Origin of the sequence: Streptomyces sp. UG1, assembly GCF_049974585.1 — a bacterium.
Classification (GTDB): domain Bacteria; phylum Actinomycetota; class Actinomycetes; order Streptomycetales; family Streptomycetaceae; genus Streptomyces.
Genome location: NZ_JBNGGG010000005.1, coordinates 117,150 through 142,403, shown reverse-complemented (window position 1 = coordinate 142,403; position 25,254 = coordinate 117,150). Strand labels below are relative to the sequence as shown.

Genomic DNA, 25,254 nt, shown 5'->3' with positions numbered 1-25,254 from the left:
TCCGTTCCCTTCTGCTACCAGACGTAGGCGAGGACTTCCCCACCCACGCCCTTCTTGCCGGCCTGCTTGTCGGTGAGGAGCCCGTGGGACGTGGAGATGATCGCCACGCCGAGGCCGCCGAGCACCTTCGGCAGGTTGGTGGACTTCGCGTAAACCCGCAGACCGGGCTTGGAGATCCGCTTGATGCCCGCGATGGAGCGCTCACGGTTCGGGCCGAACTTCAGCTCGAGGACGAGGTTCTTGCCGACCTCGGCGTCCTCGACACGCCAGCCCGTGATGAAGCCCTCCTGCTGGAGGATCTCCGCGATGTGCGACTTGATCTTCGAGTGCGGCATCGCCACGGTGTCGTGGTACGCCGAGTTCGCGTTCCGCAGACGCGTAAGCATGTCTGCGATCGGATCAGTCATGGTCATGAATTGGCCTTCGGCCTCTCTCGCCGGGGTTTCCTGATGCGCCATCCCTCTCCCCGATCCGAGACGGGACGGGTGCGGCGCGGTGGACCTACGGCGTAGTAAGTCGTATGGGCGACAGTCAGGCGCCCAACCCCCCAAGCCTATGGCATGGAGAGGAGGGCGCCTGACACGCCCGTTGCTTACCGAGAGCCTCTGGAATGCCCTGTTAGGGGAATTACCAGGAGCTCTTGGTCACGCCCGGCAGCTCGCCACGGTGAGCCATCTCACGAAGGCACACGCGGCACAGGCCGAACTTGCGGTACACGGAGTGGGGACGGCCGCAGCGCTGGCAGCGCGTGTAGCCACGCACGCCGAACTTGGGCTTGCGAGCAGCCTTAGCGATCAGAGCCTTCTTCGCCATCTCGCTCACGCCTCCTTGAAGGGGAAGCCGAGGTGACGAAGGAGCGCGCGGCCCTCAGCGTCGTTGGTCGCCGTGGTGACCACGGTGATGTCCATACCCCGGACGCGGTCGATCTTGTCCTGGTCGATCTCGTGGAACATGACCTGCTCCGTGAGACCGAAGGTGTAGTTGCCACGGCCGTCGAACTGCTTGGGGGACAGACCGCGGAAGTCGCGGATGCGCGGCAGCGCGAGCGACAGGGTGCGGTCCAGGAACTCCCACATGCGGTCGCCACGGAGCGTGACGTGGGCACCGATCGGCTGACCCTCGCGCAGCTTGAACTGCGCGATGGACTTGCGGGCCTTGGTGACGGCCGGCTTCTGACCGGTGATGGTGGTCAGGTCGCGGATCGCGCCCTCGATCAGCTTCGAGTCACGGGCGGCGTCGCCGACACCCATGTTGACCACGATCTTGACGAGGCCGGGGATCTGCATGACGTTCTCGTACTTGAACTCGTCACGCAGCTTGCCCGCGATCTCCTCGCGGTACTTCTGCTTCAGACGCGGAGTGGTGGTGGTAGCCATCAGATGTCCTCACCCGTCCGCTTGGCAACGCGGATCTTGTTGCCTTCGTCGTCGAAGCGGTAGCCGACACGCGTGACGACCTTCTTGCCGTCCTTCTCAACGACCAGCTGGACGTTGGAGACGTGGATCGGCGCCTCGGTGGTCACGATGCCGCCGGCCTGGGAACCGCGAGCGGTCGGACCGGCCTTGGTGTGCTTCTTAACCCGGTTGACACCCTCGACCAGGACACGCTCGTCGCGCGGGTAAGCGGCAATGACCTTGCCCTGCTTGCCCTTGTCCTTGCCGGTGATGACCTGGACCAGGTCGCCCTTCTTGATCTTCATGCTTACAGCACCTCCGGCGCGAGCGAGATGATCTTCATGAACTTCTTCTCGCGCAGCTCACGGCCCACGGGGCCGAAGATACGGGTGCCGCGAGGGTCGCCGTCGTTCTTCAGAATGACGGCGGCGTTCTCGTCGAAGCGGATGTACGAGCCGTCCGGACGGCGGCGCTCCTTGACGGTGCGAACGATGACCGCCTTGACGACGTCACCCTTCTTCACGTTGCCACCGGGGATCGCATCCTTGACGGTGGCGACGATGACGTCACCGATGCCCGCGTAGCGGCGACCGGAGCCACCGAGCACACGGATGCAAAGGATCTCCTTCGCACCAGTGTTGTCGGCGACGCGCAGTCGCGACTCCTGCTGGATCACGTCTATCTCCTGTGTGTCTGCCGGTTCCCCGGGAGCCGCTCAGCGAGCGGCTCCCGGAGCCTGGCGGAACTGACCTGCGGGTTTGCCCGCAGGAATTACTTGGCCTTCTCGAGGATCTCGACGACGCGCCAGCGCTTCGTCGCGGACAGCGGCCGGGTCTCCATGAGGAGGACGCGGTCGCCGACACCCGCGGCGTTCTGTTCGTCGTGCGCCTTGAGCTTGTTCGTACGGCGGATGACCTTGCCGTACAGCGCGTGCTTCACACGGTCCTCGACGGCGACGACGACGGTCTTGTCCATCTTGTCGCTGACGACGAGACCCTCACGGGTCTTGCGGAAGCCGCGCGCTTCAGCAGTCTTCTCAGTCACGTTGTTCTCGCTCATCAGGCGTTCTCCACCGTCTCGATGCCCAGCTCACGCTCGCGCATCAGGGTGTAGATCCGCGCGATGTCCTTGCGGACCGCCTTGAGACGGCCGTGGTTCTCGAGCTGACCGGTCGCCGCCTGGAAGCGGAGGTTGAACAGCTCTTCCTTGGCCTCGCGGAGCTTCGCCAGAAGCTCCTCGTTGCCCAGCTCGCGCAGCTCGGACGCCTTGGTACCGGCCGACATCACGCTTCACCTGCCTCGCGCTTGACGATCTTGCACTTCATCGGCAGCTTGTGAGCCGCACGGGTCAGGGCCTCGCGCGCGATCTTCTCGTTGGGGTACGACAGCTCGAACATCACGCGTCCGGGCTTGACGTTGGCCACCCACCACTCCGGCGAACCCTTACCGGAACCCATGCGGGTCTCGGCCGGCTTCTTGGTGAGGGGGCGGTCCGGGTAGATGTTGATCCAGACCTTGCCACCACGCTTGATGTGACGCGTCATGGCGATACGAGCGGCCTCGATCTGACGGTTCGTCACATAGGCCGGGGTGAGCGCCTGGATGCCGTACTCGCCGAACGCAACCTGCGTCCCACCCTTGGACATGCCAGAGCGCTTCGGGTGGTGCTGCTTGCGGTGCTTGACCCTACGGGGGATCAGCATGTCGGTCAGGCCTCCGTTCCGGTGCTCTCAGCCGGAGCGGAGGACGCGGCCTCGGCCTTGGGGGCCTCGGCGGCAGCCTGCTGCTGCGGCTTGCGACCGCGCCGCTCGCCACCGCGGCCACCACGGGCCGGGCGGTCCGAACCACCGCGGGCCGGGCGGTTACCCGCACGGGCAGCGGCGTTCTCGGCGCGGACCTCGGCGATGTTCTTGACGTCGCCCTTGTAGATCCAGACCTTCACACCGATGCGGCCGAAGGTCGTCTTGGCCTCGAAGAAGCCGTAGTCCACGTTCGCGCGGAGCGTGTGCAGGGGCACACGGCCCTCGCGGTAGAACTCCGAGCGGGACATCTCGGCGCCACCGAGGCGGCCACCGCACTGGATCTTGATGCCCTTGGCGCCGGCCTTCATGGCGGACTGCATGCTCTTGCGCATGGCCCGACGGAAGGAGACGCGGGAGGAGAGCTGCTCGGCGACGGCCTGGGCCACCAGCTGAGCATCCGTCTCGGGGTTCTTGACCTCGAGGATGTTCAGCTGGACCTGCTTGCCCGTGAGCTTCTCGAGGTCACCGCGGATGCGGTCGGCCTCGGCGCCACGGCGGCCGATGACGATGCCGGGACGAGCGGTGTGGATGTCCACCCGCACGCGGTCACGGGTGCGCTCGATCTCCACCTTCGAGATACCGGCGCGCTCCATGCCGGACGTCATCATCCGACGGATGGCGACGTCTTCCTTGACGTAGTCCTTGTACAGCTTGTCGGCGTACCAACGCGACTTGAAGTCGGTCGTGACACCGAGCCGGAACCCGTGCGGGTTTACCTTCTGGCCCATTACCGGGTTCCTTCCTTGCTGGCGACGACCACGGTGATGTGGCTGGTCCGCTTGCGGATCCGGTAGGCACGGCCCTGGGCGCGCGGACGGAACCGCTTCAGGGTCGGGCCCTCGTCGACGTACGCCTCGCTGATGAACAGCGAGGAGGCGTCCGGGTGGTCGTAGTTGTGCGCGGCGTTGGCGATGGCGCTGTCGAGCACCTTGCCGACCGGCACGGAGGCAGCCTGCGGAGCGAATCGCAGGACCGCCTGGGCCTCCGTGGCGTCCATGCCACGGATGAGGTCCACCACACGGCGGGCCTTCATGGGCGTGACGCGGATATACCGCGCCTGGGCCCTGGCTTCCATGGTTGTCCCTTCAGTTACTTACGTGTCTGTTGCGATCCGCGCCTAGCGGCGCTTCGACTTCCGGTCTTCCTTGACGTGGCCCCGGAAGGTGCGCGTCGGCGAGAACTCGCCGAGCTTGTGGCCGACCATCGACTCGGTGACGAACACCGGGATGTGGGTCTTGCCGTTGTGCACCGCGAGCGTGTGGCCGAGCATGGCCGGCACGATCATGGAGCGACGGGACCAGGTCTTGATGACGTTCTTGGTGCCGGCTTCGTTCTGGGCTTCCACCTTCTTGATCAGGTGGTCGTCGACGAAGGGCCCCTTCTTGAGACTGCGCGGCATCTAAACCCGCTCCTAGCGCTTCTTGTTCGTCTTGCGGCGGCGGACGATGTACTTGTTCGACGCCTTCTTGGGCGAACGAGTACGACCTTCCTTCTGACCCCAGGGGCTGACCGGGTGGCGACCACCGGAGGTCTTGCCCTCACCACCACCGTGGGGGTGGTCAACCGGGTTCATCGCCACACCGCGAACGGTCGGGCGGACGCCCAGCCAGCGCTTGCGGCCGGCCTTGCCCCAGTTGATGTTGGACTGCTCGGCGTTGCCGACCTCGCCGACGGTGGCGCGGCAGCGCACGTCGACCAGGCGGATCTCACCGGACGGCATACGCAGGTGGGCCATCTGGCCCTCCTTCGCGAGCAGCTGCACGGAGGCACCGGCGGAGCGGGCGAACTTGGCACCGCCACCGGGACGGAGCTCGATCGCGTGGATCGTGGTACCGACCGGGATGTTGCGCAGTGCCAGGTTGTTGCCCGGCTTGATGTCGGCCCCGGGACCGTTCTCGACGCGGTCACCCTGCTGCAGGTTGCGCGGGGCGAGGATGTAGCGCTTCTCGCCGTCGGCGTAGTGCAGCAGCGCGATGCGCGCGGTGCGGTTGGGGTCGTACTCGATGTGCGCGACCTTCGCCGGCACGCCGTCCTTGTCGTGACGACGGAAGTCGATCACGCGGTAGGCGCGCTTGTGGCCACCGCCCTGGTGGCGGACGGTCACACGACCGGAGTTGTTACGGCCACCCTTGCTGTGCAGGGGGCGGACCAACGACTTCTCCGGCGTGGACCGCGTGACCTCGACGAAGTCGGCGACGCTGGAACCACGACGGCCCGGCGTAGTCGGCTTGTACTTGCGGATTCCCATTTCTCAGTCCTCGTCCGATATCGGACGATCCGGACCGCCCTCAGGCGGTCGGACCGCCGAAGATGTCGATACGGTCGCCCTCGGCGAGGGTCACGATCGCGCGCTTGCTGCCGGCACGCTGGCCGAAGCCCGTACGGGTCCGCTTGCGCTTGCCGACGCGGTTGATCGTGTTGACCCCGGTGACCTTGACCTCGAAGACCGCCTCGACGGCCTGCTTGATCTGGGTCTTGTTGGAGCGCGGGTCGACGATGAACGTGTACTTGTTCTCGTCCAGGAGCGCGTAGCTCTTCTCGGACACGACCGGCTTCAGCAGCACGTCACGGGGGTCCGTGAACGCCTTGCTGACCGGGGTGACGACGGTGTTCTTGCCCTCGGCGGCGTGGCGACGCGCCTTGGCGACGCGCGCGGCCTTGGCCTTCTTGGCGGCCTTCGAGGCAATGGCGGGGTGACGGATAGCCATCAGGCCTCGCTCCCTTCGGTGTCATTGGCCTTCGGGCCCGACACGAAGGACTCGAAAGCGGCCTGGGTGAAGACCACGTCGTCCGAGACGAGAACGTCGTACGTGTTCAGCTGGCCCGGCTCCAGGATGTGGACCTGGGGCAGGTTGCGGGCGGACAGCCACGCGGCCTCGTCGGCGCGGTCGACGACCAGGAGCAGGTTCTTGCGCTCCGAGATCTTGCCGAACAGCGTCTTGGCGGCCTTGGTGGAGGGGGTCTCGCCCTCGATCACGCCGGAGACGACGTGAATGCGGTTGTTGCGGGCCCGGTCGGTGAGGGCACCGCGCAGGGCGGCGGCCTTCATCTTCTTGGGGGTCCGCTGCGAGTAGTCGCGCGGCACGGGACCGTGCACGACGCCACCACCGGCGAACTGCGGCGCGCGGGTCGAACCCTGACGGGCGCGACCGGTGCCCTTCTGGCGGTACGGCTTCTTGCCACCACCGCGGACCTCGCCACGCGTCTTGGTCTTGTGCGTGCCCTGGCGGGCAGCGGCCAGCTGCGCGACGACGACCTGGTGGATCAGCGGGACGCTGACCTTGGCGTCGAAGATCTCCGCGGGGAGCTCGACGGAACCGGCCTTGTCGCCCGCCGGCGAAAGGATGTCAACAGTGCTCATCGGTTACCTCAGGCCCCCTTGGCCGCGGTGCGGACCAGGACGAGGCCGCCGTTCGGACCGGGAACCGCGCCCTTGATGAGCAGCAGACCCTTCTCCGCGTCAACGGCGTGGACGGTCAGGTTCTGGGTGGTGACCCGCTCGTTGCCCATGCGGCCCGCCATGCGCAGGCCCTTGAACACACGGCCCGGGGTGGCGCAGCCACCGATGGAGCCGGGGGAGCGGTGCTTGCGCTGGGTGCCGTGACCGGCGCCGAGGCCACCGAAGTTGTGGCGCTTCATGACACCGGCGAAGCCCTTGCCCTTGCTCTTGCCGGTGACGTCGACCTTCACGCCGGCCTCGAACACCTCGGCGGTGATCTCCTGGCCCAGCGTGTACTCGGAGGCGTCCGCGGTGCGGATCTCGACGAGGTGACGACGGGGGGTGACGTCGGCCTTGGCGAAGTGGCCCTTGAGGGGCTTGTTCACCTTGCGCGGGTCGATCTCGCCGAAGGCGATCTGGACCGACTCGTAGCCGTCGACGTCGTTGGTACGAACCTGGGTCACGACGTTGGGGCCGGCCTTGACGACGGTGACCGGGACGACGCGGTTGTTCGCGTCCCACACCTGCGTCATGCCGAGCTTCTCGCCCAGGATGCCCTTGATCTGCTTAGCCATTCTCAGCCCACCAGCCTCAGAGCTTGATCTCGATGTCGACACCGGCCGGGAGGTCGAGTCGCATCAGAGAGTCAACGGTCTTGGGGGTCGGGTCGAGGATGTCGATCAGGCGCTTGTGCGTGCGCATCTCGAAGTGCTCGCGCGAGTCCTTGTACTTGTGCGGCGACTTGATGACGCAGTACACGTTCTTCTCAGTGGGCAGCGGCACCGGGCCCGCGACCGACGCACCAGTGCGGGTCACCGTCTCGACGATCTTCTTCGCCGAGGAGTCGATGACCTCGTGGTCGTAGGCCTTGAGCCGGATGCGGATCTTCTGTCCCGCCATGGCTACTCAGTAGTCCTGTCTCTCTACAGCTCTGGAACCCGGTGTTCCTTTGAGTCCTCCGACCCACGCGGTCGGGCGTGTCGCCCTCCCGCTGACACAGATGTCCCTTGTTCGAACATCCCTTGCCTGGGAAAGAGGTTCACCGGGTGCCTGGCCAGTGCCGCACCACACTTCCCGGAAGATTCCCGTACGTCCGCCCCAGCGCTGCCTTACGGCAGTTAGGGCGACGAGTACTGTGGGACTCGCTTCCAGTCCTCCCGGCGGGAGGCGCGCAGCATCAACACTCGACCGAGCAACTCGGACAGTCTGCCATATGGGCCAGGGGCTCCGCCAATCGAGCCGGAGAGAATACCCCGGGCGTGACGCAGGTCAAACACCGGCGGCGGATACGCAACGAGCTGCCGGGCGAGACGACCCTGGCGGACGCGGTGGAAGCACTGCGCCTGCGCTCGCGCTGGAACAGCGGCGACTGGTGGCGGCCCCTCCGGGGAACGTCCGCGGGGGTGGCCGGCCTGGCGGTGACCCTTCCGCCCGGGCTGCGGCCGGTGGCATGGATCCTGCCGGCCCCGCTGGTGGGAACGCTGCTGGGCTCCCTCTACGACAGGATGCGCCTGCCGGGCGGCCGCCTTCAGGGCCACGCACCACTGGTCGGCCTTCCGGGACTGCCAGGAGACCGCCGACCTGTTCGTTCTGTCGGTCGACGACACGGTGGGCGGCATGTGCGTGCTGCCCGAGCGGGCCCTGCGGGAGCCGCCGACGTGGACCGGATCCGGGAGCCGGCCGGCCGCCGCCTGGCACGGTGACCGGCCGCGGGCCCAGGGCGCAGCCTCAGTTGTTCCGGGGAGCGGCGGGGGCGAGCGCGGGCTCGGCCGTCGTCGGTGGCGCGTCGGTGCGCTCCGTGCCGATGCGGGGCAGCCGCCGGTCGAGGGGGCGGGGCAGCCACCAGTTGGCGCGGCCCAGCAGGGCCATGGCCGCGGGCATCAGCACCATGCGGACGAGCGTGGCGTCGAGGACGATCGCGGTCGCCAGCCCCAAACCCATCATCTTCACGAGCGGCGACGGGTTGGCGACGAAGCTGAGGAAGACGACGGTCATGATCAGCGCGGCGGAGGTGATGACGCGGCCCGTGACCGCCATGCCGCGTGCCACCGCCTCCTCGGTGTCACCCGTGGCGTCGTACTCCTCGCGCACCCGCGAGAGCAGGAACACCTCATAGTCCATGGACAGACCGAACAGGACCGCGAAGAAGATCGTCGGCATGGGTGAGGCGATCAGCAGGGGCTCGTCGAGGTTGAACAGGTCCCCCAGCCAGCCCCACTGGAAGACGGCCACGACGACGCCGTACGCACCGCCGATGGACAGCAGGTTCATCAAGGCGGCCTTCAGCGGTACCACGACGGAGCGGAACACCAGCATCAGCAGCAGGAACGACACCAGGATGATCGCGCCGATGAACAGCGGCAGGGTGTCGGCGAGTTGGCGCGTGAGGTCGTCGGTCATGGCGGTGAGACCCGATATGGCGACGTTGTCGGGGACGGCGCCGAGAACACGTTCGAGGGTGTCGGAGGTCGCGGTGTCCGCCGGGGCGGTGGTGGGGAACGCGGGCAGGACGACGGTGTCCCCCGCCGCGGAGATCCGCGGCTCGCCGACCGACGCGATGCCGGGGTCGGCGGCGAGGCTCCGGGACAGCTCCGGGATGCCCTCGGCGTCCACGCCGGGGCTGCGCAGATCGGCGACGACCAGCAGCGGAGCGTTGAAGCCGGGGCCGAAGCCCTCCGCCAGCAGGTCGTAGGCGCGGCGGTGGGTGGTGTCGGCCGCGTCGCCGCCCGCGTCGGGGAAGCCGGTCTCCATGCTCAGCGCGGGGGCGGCCAGGGCGAGCAGCACCGCGGACGCGGCGAGCAGATGGCGCCACGGCCGGGCGGCGACACGGTGGGCGTACCGCCACCATGCCGTGTCCTCGGGACGGCCGGAACTCCGGCGCCGACGGGACCTGCGAAGCCGCCCGTCCTTGTGGATGCGGTCGCCCAGCAGGGTCAGCAGCGCGGGCAGCAGCGTCAGGGCGGCCGCGGCGGCGAACAGCACGACGAGTGAGGTGCTCAGGCCGGTCGAGGTCAGAAAGCCCAGTCCGGTCAGCGCGAGCGCGGTCATCGCCACGACGACGGTGCCACCGGCGAACAGGACGGCCGCGCCCGACGATCCCATGGCGCCCGACAGCGCGGTGCGGTTGTCCTGGCCGGCGGCGCGGTTCTCACGGCAGCGGGCCACGATGAACAGGGCGTAGTCGATGCCGACGCCGAGGCCGATCATCGCGCCGATCGTGGGGGCGGCGGTGGAGATGTCCGTGACATGGGCCAGCAGAGCTATGCCGCCCAGTCCGGCGGCGACGGCGACCAGGGCGAGCGCGATCGGGACCAGCGCGGTCACGACCGTGCCGAACACGACCACCAGGATGACCAGGGCGGTCAGCAGCCCCGCCGCCTCCGCGCCCGAGGTTGGCGTCTCGGCGTTGACGAACACAGTGTCACCGCCGAGTTCGGCGGTCACGCCGTCGCCGCGTACGGGTTCGACCGCGGCGCCCAGGGCGTCGATCTCCTCGGGGTCCACCTCCATCGCCGATATGTCGAAGGTGACCTGGGCGAAGCCGATCCGTCCGTCCGGCGAGACGGTGCCGGCGGTGAAGGGGTCGGTGACCGCGGCGACGTGCCGCACCTCGGCGACCCGGTCGACCGCCGCCTCGATGGCGGGCCGGTGGCGCTCGATCCGGTCCCCTGCGGGCACGGCGAAGACCGCCACGGCACTGCCGCCGGACGCTTCGGGGAAGCGCTCCTCGAGAAGTTCCATCGCCTTCTCGCTCCGGCTGCCGGGAGCGACGAGGTCGTCGACGAACGAGCCGCCGGCCAGACCGGCCAGGGGCAGGACGAGAGCGAGGGCGGCCAGCCAGGCGGCGACGGTCACCCAGGGGCGGCGGGCGCTCGCGTCGCCGATACGGCGTGTGAGTCGGTTCATGACGAGGCTCCTGTGGGACGGCGACCGGCAGGCCTTGGGTGCCGGACGGCGGAAGAGGCGAGCGCTTCCAGCGTGGTCGCGGGCACCCTTGCCGTCTCCCGGCGCCCGGGGGGTTCGCACCTCCCGCGCGCGGCGGGGAGAACAGGACGGTGTCTCCGCCCGGGGGCGGAGGGCGGATCCGTCGGCAGACGGGTGACGGTGCCTCGGAGCCGGAATTACGATGACTCGCCCGGTGCGTCCGGAAGACCCGTGCCCCCGCGCCGGGGCATCGGACACCTCTCGATGGAGCGACGATGAACCGCACGGCTCCGCACACCGAGCTTCCGCCCGCGAGCCGCGGCGTGCCGGGCAGGTTCCGCGGCCCGTTCACCCGCTGGCCGCGGACCGCGGACGCCGTCCTAGCGACGGCGCTGTTCCTGGCGACGACGTTCCTGGAGGAAGGGCCGGGCGACTCGCTGGTCTTCCGCCCGCTCACGGACCTCCCGCCGCCCGTCCTGATCCTCTTCGCCGTGGCCGGCGCGGCGCTCTACCGGCGTCGGCACCGACCGGTCGCGGTGCTGTGCGTGGCGCTCGCCGCGTGGGCCCCGACGCTGGGCAGCAGCTACGCCACGCTGGGCGGGGTCGTGATCGTCGCGCTGTACAGCGTCGGCCGGCATGCGGACGACACCCGGTGGGGGCCGCTCGGCATCGTCGCGGCCGCCGCCGCGATCACGGTCGACGGCCTGCTGGCGTCCCTCCCCTGGGGGGACGTCGGCTTCGGCGCCGTCGTCATGTTCGGTGCCTGGTATCTGGGCCGCCGTCTGCGACTGCGCGCCGAGCGTGCCGTCCGGCTCCGTCAGGAGCAGGCCGCCGAGGCACGGCGGATCGTGGCCGAGGAGCGCACTCACATCGCCCGTGAGCTGCACGACGTGGTCGCCCACCGGGTGAGCATGATGACCGTGCAGGCCGGCGCGGCCCGGATGGTGGCCGCCGAGGATCCGCAGGGCGCCCTGGAGGCGATGGCGGCGGTGGAGGAAGCCGGCCGCCAGGCACTGGACGAACTGCGGCACCTGCTGGGAGTGTTGCGGCCGGAGGCCGAGCGCGGCGGCCTCGGGCCCCAGGCGGGCCTGGCCGATCTGCCCCGACTGGTGGCCGAGGTCCGCGAGGCGGGTCTGGACGTCTCGGTCACGGGCGGCGTCCGGCTCCCGCTCCCCGCCCGCGTGGATCTCTCGGCGTACCGCATCGTCCAGGAGGCGCTGACCAACGTGCTCAAGCACAGCGGGCCGGGCACCCGCACCGAGGTGCACCTGCGCGGCGAGGGTGACGGCGTCACCATCGAGGTGCTCGACGACGGCCGCGGCGTCGGCGTCCCGTCCGTGTCGGCCGCCCACGACGGCCTGCCGGGCCACGGCATCGTCGGCATGCGGGAACGGGCCGTGCTGCTCGGCGGCAGCCTCGACGCACGGCCCCGCCCCGGCGGCGGATTCCGGCTCGTCGCCCGTCTGCCCACCGCGGGAGAGCCCACGGGGGACGCCGCGTGAGCATCCGCGTCGTCGTGGCCGACGACCAGGCGCTGGTGCGGCGGGGCTTCACCATGATTCTCCGGGTCCATCCCGACATCGAGGTGGTGGCCGAGGCGGGGACCGGCGTCGAGGCGGTCGAGGCGGCCCGCCTGCACCGCCCGGACGTGATCCTCATGGACATCCGCATGCCCGAGATGGACGGCCTCGAAGCGACCTCCCGGATCCTGGCGGAGGCCGACTGGGACGCCCGGGTGCTGATCCTGACCACGTTCGACCCGGACGAGTACGTCTACAAGGCGCTGCGCTCCGGTGCCAGTGCCTTCGTGCTCAAGGACATCCGCCCCGAGCAACTGGCCACCGCCGTACGCACCGTGGCCGAGGGCGGGACGCTGCTGGCCCCGTCGATCACCCGGCGCTTCATCGACCGCTTCACACAGCGCCGCGCGCTCAACACCGCCGTCGCGACCCGCCTGGAACGGCTCACGGGCCGCGAACGCGAGATCATGACCGCGGTCGCCCGGGGCGCCAGCAACGCGGAGATCGCCGAGCAGTTCGTCATCGGGGCCGCCACCGTCAAGTCACACGTGTCGAGCATCCTCACCAAGCTCGGCCTGCGCGACCGCATCCAGATCGTGATCTTCGCGTACGAGAGCGGGCTCATCGAAGCGGGCGACCACGACGTCGGTCACTGACTCGGGACGCCCAAGCGGCGAGCGTCGTGTCCTAGCGTTCGGCGACGTACGTGACGAAGGGCGCCCAGGGCTCCGGCGTGAGGGCGAGTCGGGGGCTGGTGTCGAGGTGCTTGGAGTCGCGGACGTGGATGGTGCCTGGGGTGGTGGCGATCTCGACGCAGGACTCGCCGTCGGTGCCGCTGCTGTAGCTGCTCTTGAACCACGCCAGTTCGCAGGCGTCCCCGGCGGAGGCCTTGCGGATCATGTTTCTTCCAGCAGTTTCTCGATGAAGGCCAACGACTCCCTCGGTGAGAGAGCCTGCGCCCGTATGGTGCCTGTCGCAGCTCAAGGATGCGAAGCTGCTTGGGATCGGTGATCGGCCGCCCGTTGAACGCACCGTCGGAGCGCCCAACCTGCGCACCCTGAGCGCGCCCCGCCGATCATGATCGACCCCACGGAGGAGGCCGAGAGCGGGACCCGCCGCCAATCCACCGCCGTCACTCGGAGGGGAATGCCCTCAGGGCCGACACCATCTCCCTGCCGTAGCGATCACAGCTGTTCAGCAACTCACGCCCCACCCCGGAGCTGAGTGGATCGCCACCAGCAGAAGCGTCCAGGATTACTTCATGGCAGCGGCCTTCGACCTCGAGGTTCCTGGTGGCGAAATACCCCAGACCATAGGCGCGGAGGCGGTCTTCGGTATTCGCCAGGTAGCGCTCGCGAAACTCTTCCCCCTCCACCACCATCAGCGTGTCGTCAATGCACCGGTCAAGGTAGTCGGCCTGTTCCCGGGCGAGGATGATGATTCTGTCGGTCTGGACCTCGCTCATCTCACCCAAGGCTTCCGCCAGCAGGATCCACCCTCCGATCGTCTCCAACTGGAAACTCTCGGCGAGTTCGGGATCAATCTCCGATTCAAACAGTGGTGCACGGCTCAGTTCAGCGATGGCCTGCTGCAACGCGTCGTCGGGCTCGCCATCCAGCCGCGCCGCACCACAGCGGAGCAGGGAATCGACCGCGGCTGGGTCGACTCCCCATTCGCCGGGCATCTCAATGTCCACCAGCGGCGCCTGCAGTCGACGCAGCGCGAGAAACGCAGCCTGATGCCGCTGCGCCCGGTCCATTCGCCGGATTTGCGTCGTCAGCGCCTCATCGTAACGCCAGTCCATTGGGCTCCCCATCACGTTCACTGATATCCCATGGTCGCCAGGAAATTCGTCCATGTTTCATAGTCACGCCATACATACATGGATTGCCCCGGTATCTTCGCCTGCGTTCCCAGGGTAATGGGTCCTGACATCTCCGCTCCCACTTGACTGAGAAAGTCTTCGCAGCCATCGGGTGCGCAGGCGTTGCGTGACACGCCACCAGCGACCGGTGTCAGGCCGTTCAGAGCCATGAAGTGGACGGCTGTCTCCTCCGCATGAGCCTTGTCGATGTTGGCCGCGACCATGATGTCGGAGCGACGCAGTGACCTGATGTAGTTGAGCTGGTCCTTCGACAGACCCTTGCCGGCACCGCTGACCACGTTGACGAGCGAACCGTCGGCCCTGCGCGCGACCGTCACCGCCGTCGTCCTGAAGCGCTCGCGGACGAACTGCGGTTCGATCTTGCTGTGGATGGCGTCCGCGAGCCTCTTGGCCCTCCCCGCCAGGGCGCCGGCATCGCAGTTGCCGAACGCGCAGGTCCCGGTGGCAGGGTCCACCCCGCCGAGCGCGGGCAGCGGCACGCACGTGTTGCCCGGCGTCCAACCCGCCCCTGGGTTGCAGTACGCCACGCCGGTGTCGGGGTCGAGGAGGTTGCCGTTGCCCGTGCACTGGAAGCCGAGGAGGCCGCCGGTGCAGAAGTCGGTACCGTCGGGGAAGTGCTTGAAGTACTCCGCGAGTTCCTCGGTGGAGAACTCGTCGAGTTCCTCGAGTGACCTGGTGAAGGAGTCGTCGACGAACTTGTCGAGCTCAGCGTCGGTCGCCGTGTCGGTGACCGGGCGGGTCGCCTCGGTGAACAGGGCCTCCTTGATCAGCTCCTTCCACGGCGGCGGAGGCGGGGGAGGCGGCGGACCGAGGGGGGCACAGCGCCAGGTGCAGAATCCACTGCCGACGGTGCCGCCACCGCCGCCGTATCCCCCACCGCCGTATCCCCCGCCGCCTCCGCCGGCGCCGGCTGCCGCGTACAGGGCCGCCTGGCGCGCGGCATCGCGGGCGGCCGCGTCCTGTGCCGCCTGGATCTGTGCTCGCCAGGCGGCATTGGCCTGGGCTTCGGCCTGACGGGCCACCGCGGACGAGAGACCCGAGCCCCAGCTGTTCCAGCCCAGCGAACCGCTGTACGAGGACGAGCTCTTCGAGTCCGACCCCGATGACAACTCGTAGATGAGGATGCCGATACCGGTGACAAGACCCAGCGCCCCGCCGACGCCCGCTCCGGCCGGACCGCCCACCGCGCCGCCGCCGGCCGCGCCCACGCACGCCGGGGCCGTCACTGGTGTGGCGCAGATCGCGAAGTGTCCGCTGGGGTCGGTGTTCACCAACGGGTCGCCGTTGCCGTACCCGTAACGGTTCGCGTTGATGGACGGAACCGGGTTCAGCGTCCAGGAGTCCCGCGAGGAGAAGCCGCCCGTCGCCGGGTCGTACCAACGGGCGTGCATGTTCACCTGGCCCGTGGCCGGGTCGGTGTACTCGCCCTGGTAGCCCAGCGGACCAGTGCTGCCCGACTGTGCCGTGACCTCGCCGAACGGAGAGTAGCCGCTGGAGCCGGCCAGGGTGCCCGTCGCCGGGGCGAAGCCGCCCATCACATCGCCGTGCAGGTCCGACAGCAGTGCCGCCGCGTTCGTGCCGTCCGCGTTCGCCGAGGACAGCGCCTCGCCCGCGGGGTCGCGGAAGACCAGGCCCGCGGCCGTCGCGACCGGGTTGTTGGACTGGTCGGCGTACGCCAGGGACTGCGTCCCCTGCTTCACCAACCGGCCCAGCGCGTCGTACGCGTACGCCGTGCCGTCCGCCGACACCATCCGGCCCAGGGCGTCGAACGCCGCCGAGTGGCTGCCGCTCGCGTCGCTGCTGCCGACGCGGGTGCCGCGCGCCGAGTACGTGTAGGTGGTGTCCCCGGCCGACAGCAGGCGGTTGCGCTCGTCGTAGACGGCCGTCACGCCGCCCGCGCTCGTGCGGTTGCCTGCCGCGTCCCAGCCGTAGGACGTGACCGTGCCGTCGACCGCGGTCCAGCTGGTCAGGCGGCCCGCCCGGTCGTAGCCGTACGACTGGGTGCCGGCGCCCGCCGTGCCCGTCGTCGTCTTCCCGGTGAGGTGAGACGCCTTGTCGAAGTCGTAGGCCACCGACGCCGTCGTCGTACCTGACGGGGAATTCAGGACGTCCGAGGTCGGGCGGTCCAGGACGTCGTAGCCCAGCGAACGCGTCGCCCCCGTGCTGCCGTACGCCACCGACGTCAGGCGGGAGGCCGTGTCGTAGCCGTACGTCTGCGTCGCCTGCGTGAGCGGGTCCGCGGCCGTCTTCAGGCGGCCCGCGCCGTCGTAGCCGAAGGTCGCCTGGCCCGCCGCGTCCGTGCGGCCGGTCAGCCTGCCCTCCTCGTCGTACGAGAACGTCGCCGTGCCCGACGGACCGTTCGACGAGAGCAGGTTGCCCCGGTCGTCGTACGTGAACGTGTCCGTGCCGCCCGGTGCGCTCGCCGAGGTCAGGCGGCCTGCCGCGTCATAGCCGAAGGTATCCGCGGTCGTCGTGGCCTCGGCGCCCGCGCCCGTGACCTCGGTGAGGCGGCCCAGCGCGTCGAACGTGCGCTGCACGCTCACGCCGCCCGGCTCCAGTTCCTTCACGGGCCGGCCGGCCGCGTCGTAGACGGTGGTCCAGGTGCGGTCCGCCGCGTTCGGGTGGGCCGTGGTCGACGGCTCCACCACCGACTCCGGCAGGCCGTGGCTGGTGAAGTCGTGCCAGGTGGTGTTGGACCGGCCGTCCGTCAGGCGCGTGCGGTTGCCCGCCGCGTCGTAGCCGTACGTCGTCGTGATCGACGTCGTCGCGTCGACCGGCTCGACCAGCTCCGTCAGCCGGCCCAGCGCGTCGAACGACTGCGTGACCGTGTGGCCCAGCGCGTCCGTGACCGCGATCGGGTTGCCGTCCGCGTCGTACGACGAACTCGTCGTACGCAGGATCGTGCCCGCGCTGTCCTCGTCGCTGACCCGCGTCACCCGGCCCGCCAGATCGTACGTCGTACGGCTGGTGCGGCCCTGCGGCGTCGTCACCGACGCGGGCAGACCCGTCGGGCCGTAGGCGTACGTCGTCACGCCGCCCGCGGCGTCCGTGGCGGTGAGCGGGGCGCCCGCCGCGTTGTACGTCCCGGACGTCGTCAGACCGGTCGGGCTCTTCGTCGACAGCAGGTTGCCGGCGTCGTCGTAGCGCAGCGTCGTCGTGAACGCGCCCTGTGCCGGGCGGCGTTCGATGACGGTGGACGTGACCTGGCGGCCGAGGTCGTCATAGGTGGCCTCGGTGCGGGCGCCCGTCGGGTCGGTGGCCGACAACTGCTCGCCCAGCAGGTCATGGGTGAACGTCGACACCGGGGCGGCGGCTCCGGTGGCCGGCGCCGGCCGCGTCACCTTCGCCAGGTTGCCGAACTGGTCGTAGGTGTAGGCCGTGACGTTGCCCAGGGCGTCGGTCTGGCTCGCCAGGTTGCCGGCGGCGTCGTAGGTCCGGGTGACCTTCGACGTCAGCGGGGTCGTGGCGCCCGGCGGGGTGTAGTCGGGCAGCGTCGTGCTCGTCACGCGGCCCAGGCCGTCGTACGCGGTCCGCGCGACCTCGCCGTTCGGGTCGCGGACGTCGGTCGCCCCGCCGAAGGTGTCGTAGCCGACGGTGGTCGTCGGGCGGGCGGTGGCCGCCGTCTGTCCCCGGACCTCGACCGTCACCGGGGGTGCGCGTGTCTCGGTCAGGCGGCCGAGCGCGTCGTAGGTGTGGTCGGTCGTGTGGGCCGCCGGGTCGGCGCCCGTGGCATTGCCGCGCGGTGAGGTCTCGGCGAGCACCTGGCCCAGGTCGTCGACCTGGTAGGTGGTGACGAGGTCGTCGGTGCCGTTCTCCACCGTCCGACGGGTGATGTCACCGGTGGCGTTGCGCTGGTAGGTGACCTTCTCCGTGCGGGTGCCGCCCGTGCCGGTGGCGGTCGCGGTGAGCACCGAGCCGCCCGCGTCGTAGGTGTAGGCGGTGCGGCGGGCCAGGCCCGCCGGGTCCAGGACCTCGGCCGTGGTGCGGCCGGCGGCGTCCACCTCGTACGACACGGAGACCTTGCCGTTGCCGGTGGTCTCGCTCACCAGGTTGCCGGCGGCGTCGTACGCGCGGTCGCTGAGGACCAGGTCGCGGGTGGTGCCGTCGGGGTCGTGGAAGCCGACGAGGATGTCCTGGGCCTTGAGGCCGTCGTCGTAGTAGGTGGAGCGGACGGTGCGGCCCATCGCGTCGGTGTGCTCGGCGAGCCGGCCCGCCGGGTCGTACGCGTAGGAGTCCAGCACCACGTCCTGCGCGGTGGAGGGGTTGTTGGGGTCGCCGGTGTAGTCGGCGAGGGTCACCGTCGCCGGCTTGCCGAGCGCCGTGTACGCGTACCGGAAGGTCTGGCCGCCCGGCAGCGTGCGGCTGGTCTGGTGGCCGTAGACGTCGTAGGTGTACGTCTCCTGGCCGCCCTCGGGGTCGGTGAGGGTGGCGAGGCGGCCGTGGGTGTCGTAGGCGCGCGTGGTGGTGCGTGCCGGGTCGCCGCCGGTCTGGTCCGAGGTGACGGTGGTGAGGACCCTGCCATCGGGATCGTATGTGTACGCGGTGCGGGCCTGGTGGGTGACGCCCGTGACCTCGTTCTTGACGGGCGGCTCGCTCTGCGCCGTGACGCGGGACTCCCCGTCGTAGGCGGTGTTCCAGGTGACGCCCGTCGGGAACGCGTCGGAGATCCGCTCGGCGGACGTCTCCCGTCCCAGCGCGTCGTAGCCGTAGGAGGTCGTCACGCCCGCCGGGTCGGTGACCTTCGCCAGGTCACCGGCCGCGGTGTACTCCCGGGTCGTCACCCCGCCGCGCACATCGGTGCTGGTGGCGAGCAGGCCCGCGGGGACCGTGCCGCCGCCGGTCGCCGCCTCCGTGCCGTCGGTGAAGGTGAAGGACTCGGTGCGGCCGGACGGGAAGTCCGCGGTGGCCGGGGTCGTGGTGGACGTCCGGTCGCCGAAGGTGTTGTAGGCGTGGCTCGTCTTGTACGTGTCGTCGCTCGCGCCCGACGAACGGGCGTCGCGTACGGCGGTGAGCTGGTCGTTGCGCGGGTCGAGCGGGTCGGCGGTGTTCAGGTAGTAGCTGTAGTACGAGGTGTGGCAGGTGCTCTCGTCGGCGGTGTCGCGGCACGTGGTCTGCGAGATCTTGTTGCCGCGCTCGTCGTGGCCGAGGCGGGTGACCGAACCGTCGGGGCCGGTGGTGGCCGCCAGGAAGCCGCCGGTGTCGTACTCGAAGTGCCCGGTGTTGCCGAGCGCGTCGGTCTGCTCGATCAGCCGACTGCCCTGCAGCGGGTCGTAGGTGTAGCTGGACGTGCGCTGGTCGGGGTCGGTGATCGTGACGGTGAGGGTGGTGGTCCCGGCGACGGCCGGCTGATCGTCGGTGGCGGGCTTGGCCTCCGTGCCCGTGACCTCGAGGGCGGACAGCTTGTACGTGCCGCCGCCTGCGTCGGTGTACGACGACACCCGGTCGTGCACGGTGTCGTAGGCGACCTGGGCGTGCACCCGGCCACTGGGCAGCGTCACCTTGGTGAGCTGCTGGGCGACCGCGGCGGATGCCCGGTGTTCGGCGATGGTGCGGGCACCGAGGGGGCGGCTGTAGACCGCGGCCTCGTCGATGTCTCCGGTGAAGTGGCCCGTCGTACCCGTGGTGGCGGGCCAGTTGTTCCAGTAGCCGGCGCCCAGGTAGACGAAGCGCTGGTCGTACTGGGTGATGTCACCGGTCAGGCTGCCGACCTTGGTGCCGTCCACGTACAGCGTCTGGGTGTTGCCCGCGGCGGTCAGGGCCGCGTGGTGCCAGGCGCCGTCGTTGACAGTGCCGCTGGTGGTGATGGGGGCGGCGGTGCCGTTCCAGAACTCGCCGCGCAGCTTGCCGTCCGTGCCCACGTACAGGGCCGGGGTGTACTTACCGGTGGTGGCCTCCTCCAGGGTGTGGTTCTGGTAGCTGAGGAGCACACCGCTGCCGGTGGTGCGGAACCACAGCTCGGCGGTCAGATACGGGGTGTCGCTGATGACCTGGTCCGGCAGCTGCACGTACGAGGTGGTGCCGTTGAAGGTGGCCGCCGTGGACCCACTGCCCGCGAGTGCGCCCGCGGTGCCGAGCTGCACGTCCCGGTAGGTGCCGGCGTGTGCGTCGCGGTCGAGCGGCAGGTCGCTGGCCGCGTCGGTGGCGCCGTCCTGCTCGTCCAGGCGCCAGTAGGAGAACGGCCCCGCGTCGCGGACGACCGTGCGGTGGTGCGAGCCGTCTCCATAGCCGTACGCGGTGCAGGCGCCGAGGCTGTCCTCCGGGCCGCAGACCAGGGTCAGCTTGTCGCCGTCGTAGGTGTACGACCAGGTCAGCGGGTCGGCGCCGGTCGCGGGGGCGTCAGTGGTCACGGTCACCACGTGGCCGCCCGACCAGGTGAAGTCCAGGGCGCGGCCGCCGGTGGCCGTGACCGTGGTCAGTTCGCCGGAGGTGTTGTAGGTGAGGGTCTGCTTGCGGCCCCGGTAGTCGGCGACCTCGGTCAGCCGGCCGCCGTCGTCGAAGACGTAGCCGGTCTGCTCCTTGTCGGTCAGCTTCCAGCCGCCGCCGGTGACGGCGGTGAGGGTGGAGAAGCTGCCGTACGGGGGCGCGTAGCTGCCGTCGGGGTTCTTGCCGAAGCGGACCTGGCGGCCGGTGGGCAGGGTGGCCACGACGTTGCCGGTGCCGTCGTCGTCCGGCTCGATCCGCATGTCGTAGCGGGTGGACCAGCCGGCGCCGAAGGCGTTGTCGGAGCGCGGGTCGCGGCTGTTGTAGGTGCGCGCCACGGTCAGGCCGGGGCCGACCGTGGCGACGGTGGCGTCGGTGTCGGTGGTGGTGTAGTTGCCGATGCCGGGGTCGACCTCGCGGCCGGATCCGTCCAGGCCCGGTCCGCCCAGCCGCGAGGTGATCGCGGGCTGCTCGACGGCGGTGGTGAAGGTGTGGAAGGGGCTCAGCGGGGTCGCCAGGCCGTTCTCGCGGGCCTTGACGCGCCAGATGTACTGCTTGCCCCAGGTCAGCTTGGCGGCCGGGACGTTCCAGGTGCGCTTGGTCAGCCAGCCGGAGTTGACGCAGTTGACCGGAGCGCCGGACGTGCCTTCGCAGACCTCGAAGTAGGACTCGATGGCGGCGCTCGCCGGATAGTTGTCGATGGACTCGGCAGACAGGTAAAGAGCCGGAGTGAGGCTGCCGACCTGGCCGCCCGGGTTCGGGTGGACGTCGGTGATGCGCGGGCCGACGTCCTGGGAGGTGACGGTGACCGTGGCGACCGGAACGCTCTCGCTGGAGAACCACTTCTGGTCCCGCAGCCGCTGCATGTCGAAGTTGACTTTGTACTGGCCCGGTGGCAGCGCGGGTATGCGGGCGCTGAGGGTCGTGTCGTCACCGGGCGTCAGCCGCTCGTTGAGCCGGGTGAAGGCGACCTGGCCCATCAACGCGCCGGTGCTGTAGTTGCGCACCCGAGCGCCGAGGCGTACCTCGTTCCAGCCGAGCGGCTCCCAGGTGAAGTCGCCGAGGTTCTTGACGTTGACGGTGACCTCGCCGCTCTGGCCACCGGTCAGCGGTGCGGTCTGCGAGCCCACGCTGTACTGGGCGCCGTACGCGCTGTGCGTGATCGCCAGGTAGGGCTTGTTGAGCGAGTTGGCGCTGCCGAACCGCTTCCAGGGCCCGGAGGTGCTGAAGTCCGCCCAGATCGCCAGGCCGTGGTTGGTGACCGACCCGTTGACCCAGCCCTCGACGAGGTCGGTGCCCTTCTTGCCCAGGTCGATGACGCGCCACTTGGAGCCGCCGCAGTTCTCGCCGTAGGAGAAGGAGTCGGAGGCGATCAGGTTGCTGTAGCTCGGCGGGCGGTTGTTCCAGGTGACCGTGGTGGAACTCCACGATCCGGTCACCTGGTGGACCGTCATCTCCTTCGCGGTGCAACTGGAGGACCAGACGTTGTACAGGCCGAGGTCGGCGTTGAGGACGTAACGGTTCTTCAACTGGCTGTTGACGTTGTCGAACCGCATGTAGCTGATGGCGCGGTTGGTGCCGCCGTCGTAGCTGCCGATCTTCAGCTCGTCGTCACCGGCGAAGTTGCCGTCCGGCCAGGTGTCCTGGACGAAGGAGTCGCCGTTGGTGTCGACGTCGTCGACGCTGGGGTCGACGCGGACCGGGTAGACCCGCTGCGGCGCGTCCAGCCAGGCGTCGTCCAGCTCGACCTTCAGCGACCAGCGGCCGTCGCGCTCGGCCAGGCGGTAGTCGACGTCCCCGGACAGGGCCGGGCCGCCGGTCTCCGGGTCGTGGCCGGAGTCCTCCATCCACCCCTTCGGGACGACGGCCTGGACCTTCCCCTGGCCGTCCTTCAGCAGCACGGCTCCGTGCTCGTCGAGCGAGGGGGTGAGCCCGTCGAGGTCGAGCCGGAAGGTCCACTCCCGCGGCGCGTCGGGCGAGTTGAGGACGATCGTCTCCTTGACGGCCCCGTGCGCCGCCTCCAGCACCACGTCCGAGTCGGGCCGGATGCCCTCGTAACGGGCGGCGCCGTCGTGCACCTCGGCGGTGCTGCCGGAGGCGCCGGCCAGTTGGAAGCCGACCTTGTGACGACCGTCGTCGACCTTCAGTTCGGCCAGCACGGGGTCGTCACCACGGGTGGCCAGGGTGAGTCCGGTGTCGTCGGCGGTGGCGGCGAGCCGGTCGCCGGTCGCCTCCTGCGGCGTGCCCTTGGCCTGGGCGGCGGGGACCAGGGAGGTGTCGATCTCCTTCCAGGTCCCGGAGTCGTCCCGGTAGTGCACCGGCTCGGTGTAGACGCGGGTGGTGCGGGTGCCGTCGGGGTTGCGGAACTCCTTGGAGTTCGCGGTCCGTTCCCCGGAGAGTTCGACGCTGCGCCCCGCGTCGAAGCCCGTGGAGCCGTCCGAGCCGTCCTTGGTGGTCGGGTCGAGCTTCGGTGTCCTCACCTTCGGCTCGACGGGGATGAACCCGGGGCCGGGCTCGTGCAGCCGCAGCGCGCCCTTGGCCGCCTTCAGGTCCTCGGCGTCGAGCGTGTCGCGTCCGGTGGCGTCGGTGCGCCCGGCGCCCACCTCGTGCGCGCGGCCCGCCGCGGTGCCGGTGCGCTGCTCGGGCGGGGTGCTGTCGTCCCAGGACACGCCCGGGGCGGCCGCCGCGGCCTGGACGAACGGCGTCAGCGCGGGCGCCGGCAGCAGGGTGGCGCACAGGGCCAGGAGCAGGCTGCCGGACGTCAGGGCGACGGCACGCGCGGGGCGTGCGGGACGCACGGCACGGCGGCGCCGGAGACCCGCGAACGAGCGGTGGCGAGAGCGGCTGGGCACGGCACTCCTTCAAACCACAAGGCCGATCACCCGCGCGTGGGGGCGACCGGCCGGAAGCAGGGGGAGCCGGATGCGGTCGCCACCGGAAGGCAGGAAGCACCCGAGCGGCGTACACGGTAGATGATCGAAAGCGCCCTGACTATGCCCATGACAACGGGTTTATAACGAGATCCTCCGTTACGTCCGTCCCGCACAGGGCGGTCACGGGATCTCCAGACAGGCCACTGCCCCCTCTGATCAGGCACAAACGTTTTCGGCCAGCACCAGATCGGCCCGTCCGGCACGCTTTCAGGCGTGATCAAGTCGAGATAAAGCCGGGATAACCTGCGTCGTCGACCGCGCGGCCCGGTCTTGGTGACAGCGGCCCGCACCCTCCGGTCACGGGTCTCCACAGCGATTTCCCGCCACGAGGGAACTCCCGTACGGCCGCAGACGAGTGAAGGGCAGTCATGGCCGAAGAGAAGGCAACCAGGCCAACCAGGCGCAGGCCCAAGGCATGGCACGCCGCCGTCGCCCTGCTCGTGTGCGTCGGCGCGGCGACCACGGCCGCCCTCGTCGCCGGATCGGGCGGGGCCGCCGCGCCGTACGACTTCAACGGCGACGGCAAGCCGGACCTCACCGTCGGTGTGCCCGGCAACAACGTCGGCGGCGACGCGCGGGCGGGATCGGTCGTCATCGCGGGCGGCACCGCCACCGGACCGGCGAGCACCGCGGTCCGCATCGACCAGGCCTCCCCCGGCGTCCCGGGTGAGCCGGAGGTCGACGACCACTTCGGCCAGTCGGTGGCGAGCTGCGACTTCGACAGCAACGGCTACGCCGACCTCGCGGTCTCCTCCCCCTTGGAGGCCATCGGCACCACCGAGGGCGCCGGCCTGCTGACCGTGCACTACGGCGGCTCGGGCGGGATCTACAACTCCACGACCGAGTCCTTCGACGAGGACACCGCCAACTACCCCGGCGCCGTCGGCTGGGACGAGATCTTCGCGTACTCCCTGGCCGCCGGGGACGTCAACGGCGACGGCTACTGCGACCTGGCCGTCGGCCAGCCCCTCGACCACGCCGGCGGCGCATCCAACGCCGGCACCATCAAGCTGATGTTCGGCACGTCCACCGGCCTCAACGCCGCCGACACCATCCAGATCGACCAGTCCACCGCCAACGTCCCCGGTGTCCCCGAGGCCGAGGACCGCTTCGGCGAGCAGCTCGCCGTCGCGGACGTCAACGGCGACGGTGTCGGCGACCTGATCTCCGCCACCATCGGCGAACAGATCTCCGGCAGTTCGGACCGCGGCTCACTGCACATCCTCTACGGGCCCATCAAGAGCGGCGCCCCCGCCTCCGGCGGATACGTCGACTCCGGAAACGTCACCGGCATCGGCGAGTTCGCGGGCAGCGCGCTGGCCGTCGGCCACTTCAACGACGACGAGTACGCCGACGTCGCCGTCGGCGTCTCCGACCAGCAGGTCGGCACCAAGGGCGCCGCCGGGCGGCTCGCCGTCCTCTACGGCGGCTCCCAGGGCCTGTCCGCCACCAGCCGCGTGAAGCTCTTCGACCAGGACTCCCCCGGCATCGCCGGCGGCCCCGAGTCCGAGGACCACTTCGCCGGCTCCCTCGCCGCCGGCGACTTCGACGGTGACGGCACGGACGACCTCGTCGTCGGTATGCGCAGCGAGGCCATCGGCTCGGCCACCGGCTCCGGCGCCTCCATGATCCTCTTCGGCAACGCCACCGGCGGCATCACCACCAAGGGCGCGCTGTGGATCGACCAGGACACGGCGGGAGTTCCCGGCACCGTCGCCACGGCCGACCACTTCGGCTGGACCGTCGGTGCCCTGGACACCGACGGCAACGGCCGCGTCGAGCCGCTGGTCGGCGCCCCCGGCAACGCGGCGGGCACCGTCACGATCCTCAAGGTCAGGCCGGGCACCCTGGAGTCGGCCACCGCCCTGGCCGAGGGAGACCTCGGCTTCAGCGCGGGCAGCGACGGCGACGCCTTCGGCATCGCGCTGGCGCACTGAA

At 69.9% G+C, this 25,254-nt stretch carries 24 protein-coding genes and 1 pseudogene; 4 read left to right on the top strand and 21 right to left on the bottom strand.

Annotation, left to right across the window (positions count from 1 at the left end):
* Window positions 1-14: 14 nt before the first annotated feature.
* From rpsH to rpsJ, 16 genes are all read right to left on the bottom strand, one after another.
* Window positions 15-413 carry a 30S ribosomal protein S8 gene (rpsH, locus tag ACP4J3_RS07590; RefSeq protein ID WP_129799270.1) on the bottom strand — a complete coding sequence of 133 codons (399 nt, stop codon included), beginning with the start codon at window positions 411-413 and terminating at the stop codon, window positions 15-17.
* 214 nt (window positions 414-627) lie between these two features.
* Window positions 628-813: a type Z 30S ribosomal protein S14 gene (locus ACP4J3_RS07585; RefSeq protein WP_003948630.1), complete on the bottom strand. Its 186-nt coding sequence runs from the start codon at window positions 811-813 to the stop codon at window positions 628-630.
* Window positions 814-818: 5 nt separating this feature from the next.
* Window positions 819-1,376: a 50S ribosomal protein L5 gene (gene rplE, locus ACP4J3_RS07580; protein WP_016434630.1), complete on the bottom strand. Its 558-nt coding sequence runs from the start codon at window positions 1,374-1,376 to the stop codon at window positions 819-821.
* Window positions 1,376-1,699, bottom strand: coding sequence for a 50S ribosomal protein L24 (gene rplX, locus ACP4J3_RS07575; RefSeq protein ID WP_016434629.1), 324 nt, complete (start codon window positions 1,697-1,699; stop codon window positions 1,376-1,378). The genes rplE and rplX overlap by 1 nt, the downstream gene beginning before the upstream one ends.
* Before the next feature lie 2 nt (window positions 1,700-1,701).
* A complete protein-coding gene (gene rplN / locus ACP4J3_RS07570) occupies window positions 1,702-2,070 on the bottom strand; it encodes a 50S ribosomal protein L14 (RefSeq protein WP_003998823.1) in 369 nt (122 codons plus the stop codon).
* A 95-nt stretch (window positions 2,071-2,165) separates the two neighbouring features.
* Window positions 2,166-2,453 carry a 30S ribosomal protein S17 gene (gene rpsQ, locus ACP4J3_RS07565; RefSeq protein ID WP_194041981.1) on the bottom strand — a complete coding sequence of 96 codons (288 nt, stop codon included), beginning with the start codon at window positions 2,451-2,453 and terminating at the stop codon, window positions 2,166-2,168.
* A complete protein-coding gene (rpmC, locus tag ACP4J3_RS07560; RefSeq protein ID WP_007494763.1) occupies window positions 2,453-2,677 on the bottom strand; it encodes a 50S ribosomal protein L29 in 225 nt (74 codons plus the stop codon). Before rpmC ends, rpsQ begins: the two co-directional genes overlap by 1 nt.
* The gene (gene rplP / locus ACP4J3_RS07555; protein ID WP_059424836.1) at window positions 2,677-3,096 is read right to left on the bottom strand and encodes a 50S ribosomal protein L16; all 420 of its coding nucleotides are present in this window, start codon (window positions 3,094-3,096) and stop codon (window positions 2,677-2,679) included. Before rplP ends, rpmC begins: the two co-directional genes overlap by 1 nt.
* A 5-nt stretch (window positions 3,097-3,101) precedes the next feature.
* On the bottom strand, window positions 3,102-3,923 hold the full coding sequence (gene rpsC, locus ACP4J3_RS07550; RefSeq protein ID WP_426531706.1) for a 30S ribosomal protein S3: 822 nt from the start codon (window positions 3,921-3,923) through the stop codon (window positions 3,102-3,104).
* Entirely contained in the window at window positions 3,923-4,270 is a 348-nt protein-coding gene (rplV, locus tag ACP4J3_RS07545) for a 50S ribosomal protein L22 (protein WP_019753093.1), read from the bottom strand. The genes rpsC and rplV overlap by 1 nt, the downstream gene beginning before the upstream one ends.
* A 42-nt stretch (window positions 4,271-4,312) precedes the next feature.
* On the bottom strand, window positions 4,313-4,594 hold the full coding sequence (gene rpsS, locus ACP4J3_RS07540) for a 30S ribosomal protein S19 (protein ID WP_003998828.1): 282 nt from the start codon (window positions 4,592-4,594) through the stop codon (window positions 4,313-4,315).
* A 12-nt stretch (window positions 4,595-4,606) separates the two neighbouring features.
* Window positions 4,607-5,443 carry a 50S ribosomal protein L2 gene (gene rplB, locus ACP4J3_RS07535; protein WP_030046376.1) on the bottom strand — a complete coding sequence of 279 codons (837 nt, stop codon included), beginning with the start codon at window positions 5,441-5,443 and terminating at the stop codon, window positions 4,607-4,609.
* Between the two features lie 40 nt (window positions 5,444-5,483).
* Entirely contained in the window at window positions 5,484-5,903 is a 420-nt protein-coding gene (gene rplW / locus ACP4J3_RS07530; protein WP_426531703.1) for a 50S ribosomal protein L23, read from the bottom strand.
* Entirely contained in the window at window positions 5,903-6,556 is a 654-nt protein-coding gene (gene rplD / locus ACP4J3_RS07525) for a 50S ribosomal protein L4 (RefSeq protein ID WP_426531701.1), read from the bottom strand. The genes rplW and rplD overlap by 1 nt, the downstream gene beginning before the upstream one ends.
* An 8-nt stretch (window positions 6,557-6,564) precedes the next feature.
* On the bottom strand, window positions 6,565-7,209 hold the full coding sequence (gene rplC / locus ACP4J3_RS07520) for a 50S ribosomal protein L3 (protein ID WP_194041987.1): 645 nt from the start codon (window positions 7,207-7,209) through the stop codon (window positions 6,565-6,567).
* Between the two features lie 16 nt (window positions 7,210-7,225).
* Window positions 7,226-7,534 carry a 30S ribosomal protein S10 gene (rpsJ, locus tag ACP4J3_RS07515; protein ID WP_003948644.1) on the bottom strand — a complete coding sequence of 103 codons (309 nt, stop codon included), beginning with the start codon at window positions 7,532-7,534 and terminating at the stop codon, window positions 7,226-7,228.
* A gap of 359 nt (window positions 7,535-7,893) precedes the next feature.
* Between rpsJ and ACP4J3_RS07510 the strand changes: the two genes are divergently transcribed.
* Window positions 7,894-8,337 carry a hypothetical protein gene (locus ACP4J3_RS07510; RefSeq protein WP_426531698.1) on the top strand — a complete coding sequence of 148 codons (444 nt, stop codon included), beginning with the start codon at window positions 7,894-7,896 and terminating at the stop codon, window positions 8,335-8,337.
* 25 nt (window positions 8,338-8,362) lie between these two features.
* On the opposite strand, the gene ACP4J3_RS07505 is transcribed toward ACP4J3_RS07510, so the two are convergent.
* On the bottom strand, window positions 8,363-10,540 hold the full coding sequence (locus ACP4J3_RS07505) for an MMPL family transporter (RefSeq protein WP_426531696.1): 2,178 nt from the start codon (window positions 10,538-10,540) through the stop codon (window positions 8,363-8,365).
* A gap of 293 nt (window positions 10,541-10,833) precedes the next feature.
* Here ACP4J3_RS07505 and ACP4J3_RS07500 point away from each other — a divergent pair, with 293 nt between their 5' ends.
* Both ACP4J3_RS07500 and ACP4J3_RS07495 read left to right on the top strand, forming a co-directional pair.
* Entirely contained in the window at window positions 10,834-12,060 is a 1,227-nt protein-coding gene (locus ACP4J3_RS07500) for a sensor histidine kinase (RefSeq protein WP_426531694.1), read from the top strand.
* Complete coding sequence (locus tag ACP4J3_RS07495; protein WP_426531692.1) at window positions 12,057-12,734, top strand: response regulator; 678 nt, start codon at window positions 12,057-12,059, stop codon at window positions 12,732-12,734. The genes ACP4J3_RS07500 and ACP4J3_RS07495 overlap by 4 nt, the downstream gene beginning before the upstream one ends.
* 31 nt (window positions 12,735-12,765) lie before the next feature.
* Here ACP4J3_RS07495 and ACP4J3_RS07490 read toward each other — a convergent pair whose 3' ends face one another.
* The 4 genes and pseudogenes from ACP4J3_RS07490 to ACP4J3_RS07475 form a co-directional block, all read right to left on the bottom strand.
* A complete protein-coding gene (locus ACP4J3_RS07490) occupies window positions 12,766-12,978 on the bottom strand; it encodes a DUF397 domain-containing protein (RefSeq protein WP_426531690.1) in 213 nt (70 codons plus the stop codon).
* Window positions 12,975-13,135, bottom strand: a pseudogene (locus ACP4J3_RS07485) (transcriptional regulator); the annotation flags it as partial. The gene ACP4J3_RS07490 and the pseudogene ACP4J3_RS07485, both read right to left, overlap by 4 nt.
* Before the next feature lie 75 nt (window positions 13,136-13,210).
* Window positions 13,211-13,882 (bottom strand): hypothetical protein, encoded by a 672-nt coding sequence (locus ACP4J3_RS07480; RefSeq protein ID WP_426531688.1) that lies wholly within the window; start codon window positions 13,880-13,882, stop codon window positions 13,211-13,213.
* Between the two features lie 17 nt (window positions 13,883-13,899).
* Complete coding sequence (locus ACP4J3_RS07475; protein WP_426531686.1) at window positions 13,900-23,235, bottom strand: DNRLRE domain-containing protein; 9,336 nt, start codon at window positions 23,233-23,235, stop codon at window positions 13,900-13,902.
* A gap of 449 nt (window positions 23,236-23,684) precedes the next feature.
* On the opposite strand from ACP4J3_RS07475, the gene ACP4J3_RS07470 reads away from it, so the two are divergent.
* Window positions 23,685-25,253 (top strand): FG-GAP repeat protein, encoded by a 1,569-nt coding sequence (locus tag ACP4J3_RS07470; protein ID WP_426531684.1) that lies wholly within the window; start codon window positions 23,685-23,687, stop codon window positions 25,251-25,253.
* Window position 25,254 lies beyond the last annotated feature (1 nt).

Bases quoted from the DNA above. Each gene is read 5' to 3' on its own strand.
- rplV (WP_019753093.1), bottom strand. From the start codon at position 4,270: ATGGAAGCCAGGGCCCAGGCGCGGTATATCCGCGTCACGCCCATGAAG.
- ACP4J3_RS07490 (WP_426531690.1), bottom strand. From the start codon at position 12,978: ATGATCCGCAAGGCCTCCGCCGGGGACGCCTGCGAACTGGCGTGGTTC.
- ACP4J3_RS07505 (WP_426531696.1), bottom strand. From the start codon at position 10,540: ATGAACCGACTCACACGCCGTATCGGCGACGCGAGCGCCCGCCGCCCC.
- ACP4J3_RS07470 (WP_426531684.1), top strand. From the start codon at position 23,685: ATGGCCGAAGAGAAGGCAACCAGGCCAACCAGGCGCAGGCCCAAGGCA.
- ACP4J3_RS07480 (WP_426531688.1), bottom strand. From the start codon at position 13,882: ATGGACTGGCGTTACGATGAGGCGCTGACGACGCAAATCCGGCGAATG.
- rpmC (WP_007494763.1), bottom strand. From the start codon at position 2,677: ATGTCGGCCGGTACCAAGGCGTCCGAGCTGCGCGAGCTGGGCAACGAG.
- rplP (WP_059424836.1), bottom strand. From the start codon at position 3,096: ATGCTGATCCCCCGTAGGGTCAAGCACCGCAAGCAGCACCACCCGAAG.
- rplE (WP_016434630.1), bottom strand. From the start codon at position 1,376: ATGGCTACCACCACCACTCCGCGTCTGAAGCAGAAGTACCGCGAGGAG.
- rpsS (WP_003998828.1), bottom strand. From the start codon at position 4,594: ATGCCGCGCAGTCTCAAGAAGGGGCCCTTCGTCGACGACCACCTGATC.
- rpsH (WP_129799270.1), bottom strand. From the start codon at position 413: ATGACCATGACTGATCCGATCGCAGACATGCTTACGCGTCTGCGGAAC.
- rplW (WP_426531703.1), bottom strand. From the start codon at position 5,903: ATGGCTATCCGTCACCCCGCCATTGCCTCGAAGGCCGCCAAGAAGGCC.
- ACP4J3_RS07585 (WP_003948630.1), bottom strand. From the start codon at position 813: ATGGCGAAGAAGGCTCTGATCGCTAAGGCTGCTCGCAAGCCCAAGTTC.
- rplB (WP_030046376.1), bottom strand. From the start codon at position 5,443: ATGGGAATCCGCAAGTACAAGCCGACTACGCCGGGCCGTCGTGGTTCC.
- rpsC (WP_426531706.1), bottom strand. From the start codon at position 3,923: ATGGGCCAGAAGGTAAACCCGCACGGGTTCCGGCTCGGTGTCACGACC.
- rpsJ (WP_003948644.1), bottom strand. From the start codon at position 7,534: ATGGCGGGACAGAAGATCCGCATCCGGCTCAAGGCCTACGACCACGAG.
- ACP4J3_RS07500 (WP_426531694.1), top strand. From the start codon at position 10,834: ATGAACCGCACGGCTCCGCACACCGAGCTTCCGCCCGCGAGCCGCGGC.
- rplD (WP_426531701.1), bottom strand. From the start codon at position 6,556: ATGAGCACTGTTGACATCCTTTCGCCGGCGGGCGACAAGGCCGGTTCC.
- rplC (WP_194041987.1), bottom strand. From the start codon at position 7,209: ATGGCTAAGCAGATCAAGGGCATCCTGGGCGAGAAGCTCGGCATGACG.
- rplX (WP_016434629.1), bottom strand. From the start codon at position 1,699: ATGAAGATCAAGAAGGGCGACCTGGTCCAGGTCATCACCGGCAAGGAC.
- rpsQ (WP_194041981.1), bottom strand. From the start codon at position 2,453: ATGAGCGAGAACAACGTGACTGAGAAGACTGCTGAAGCGCGCGGCTTC.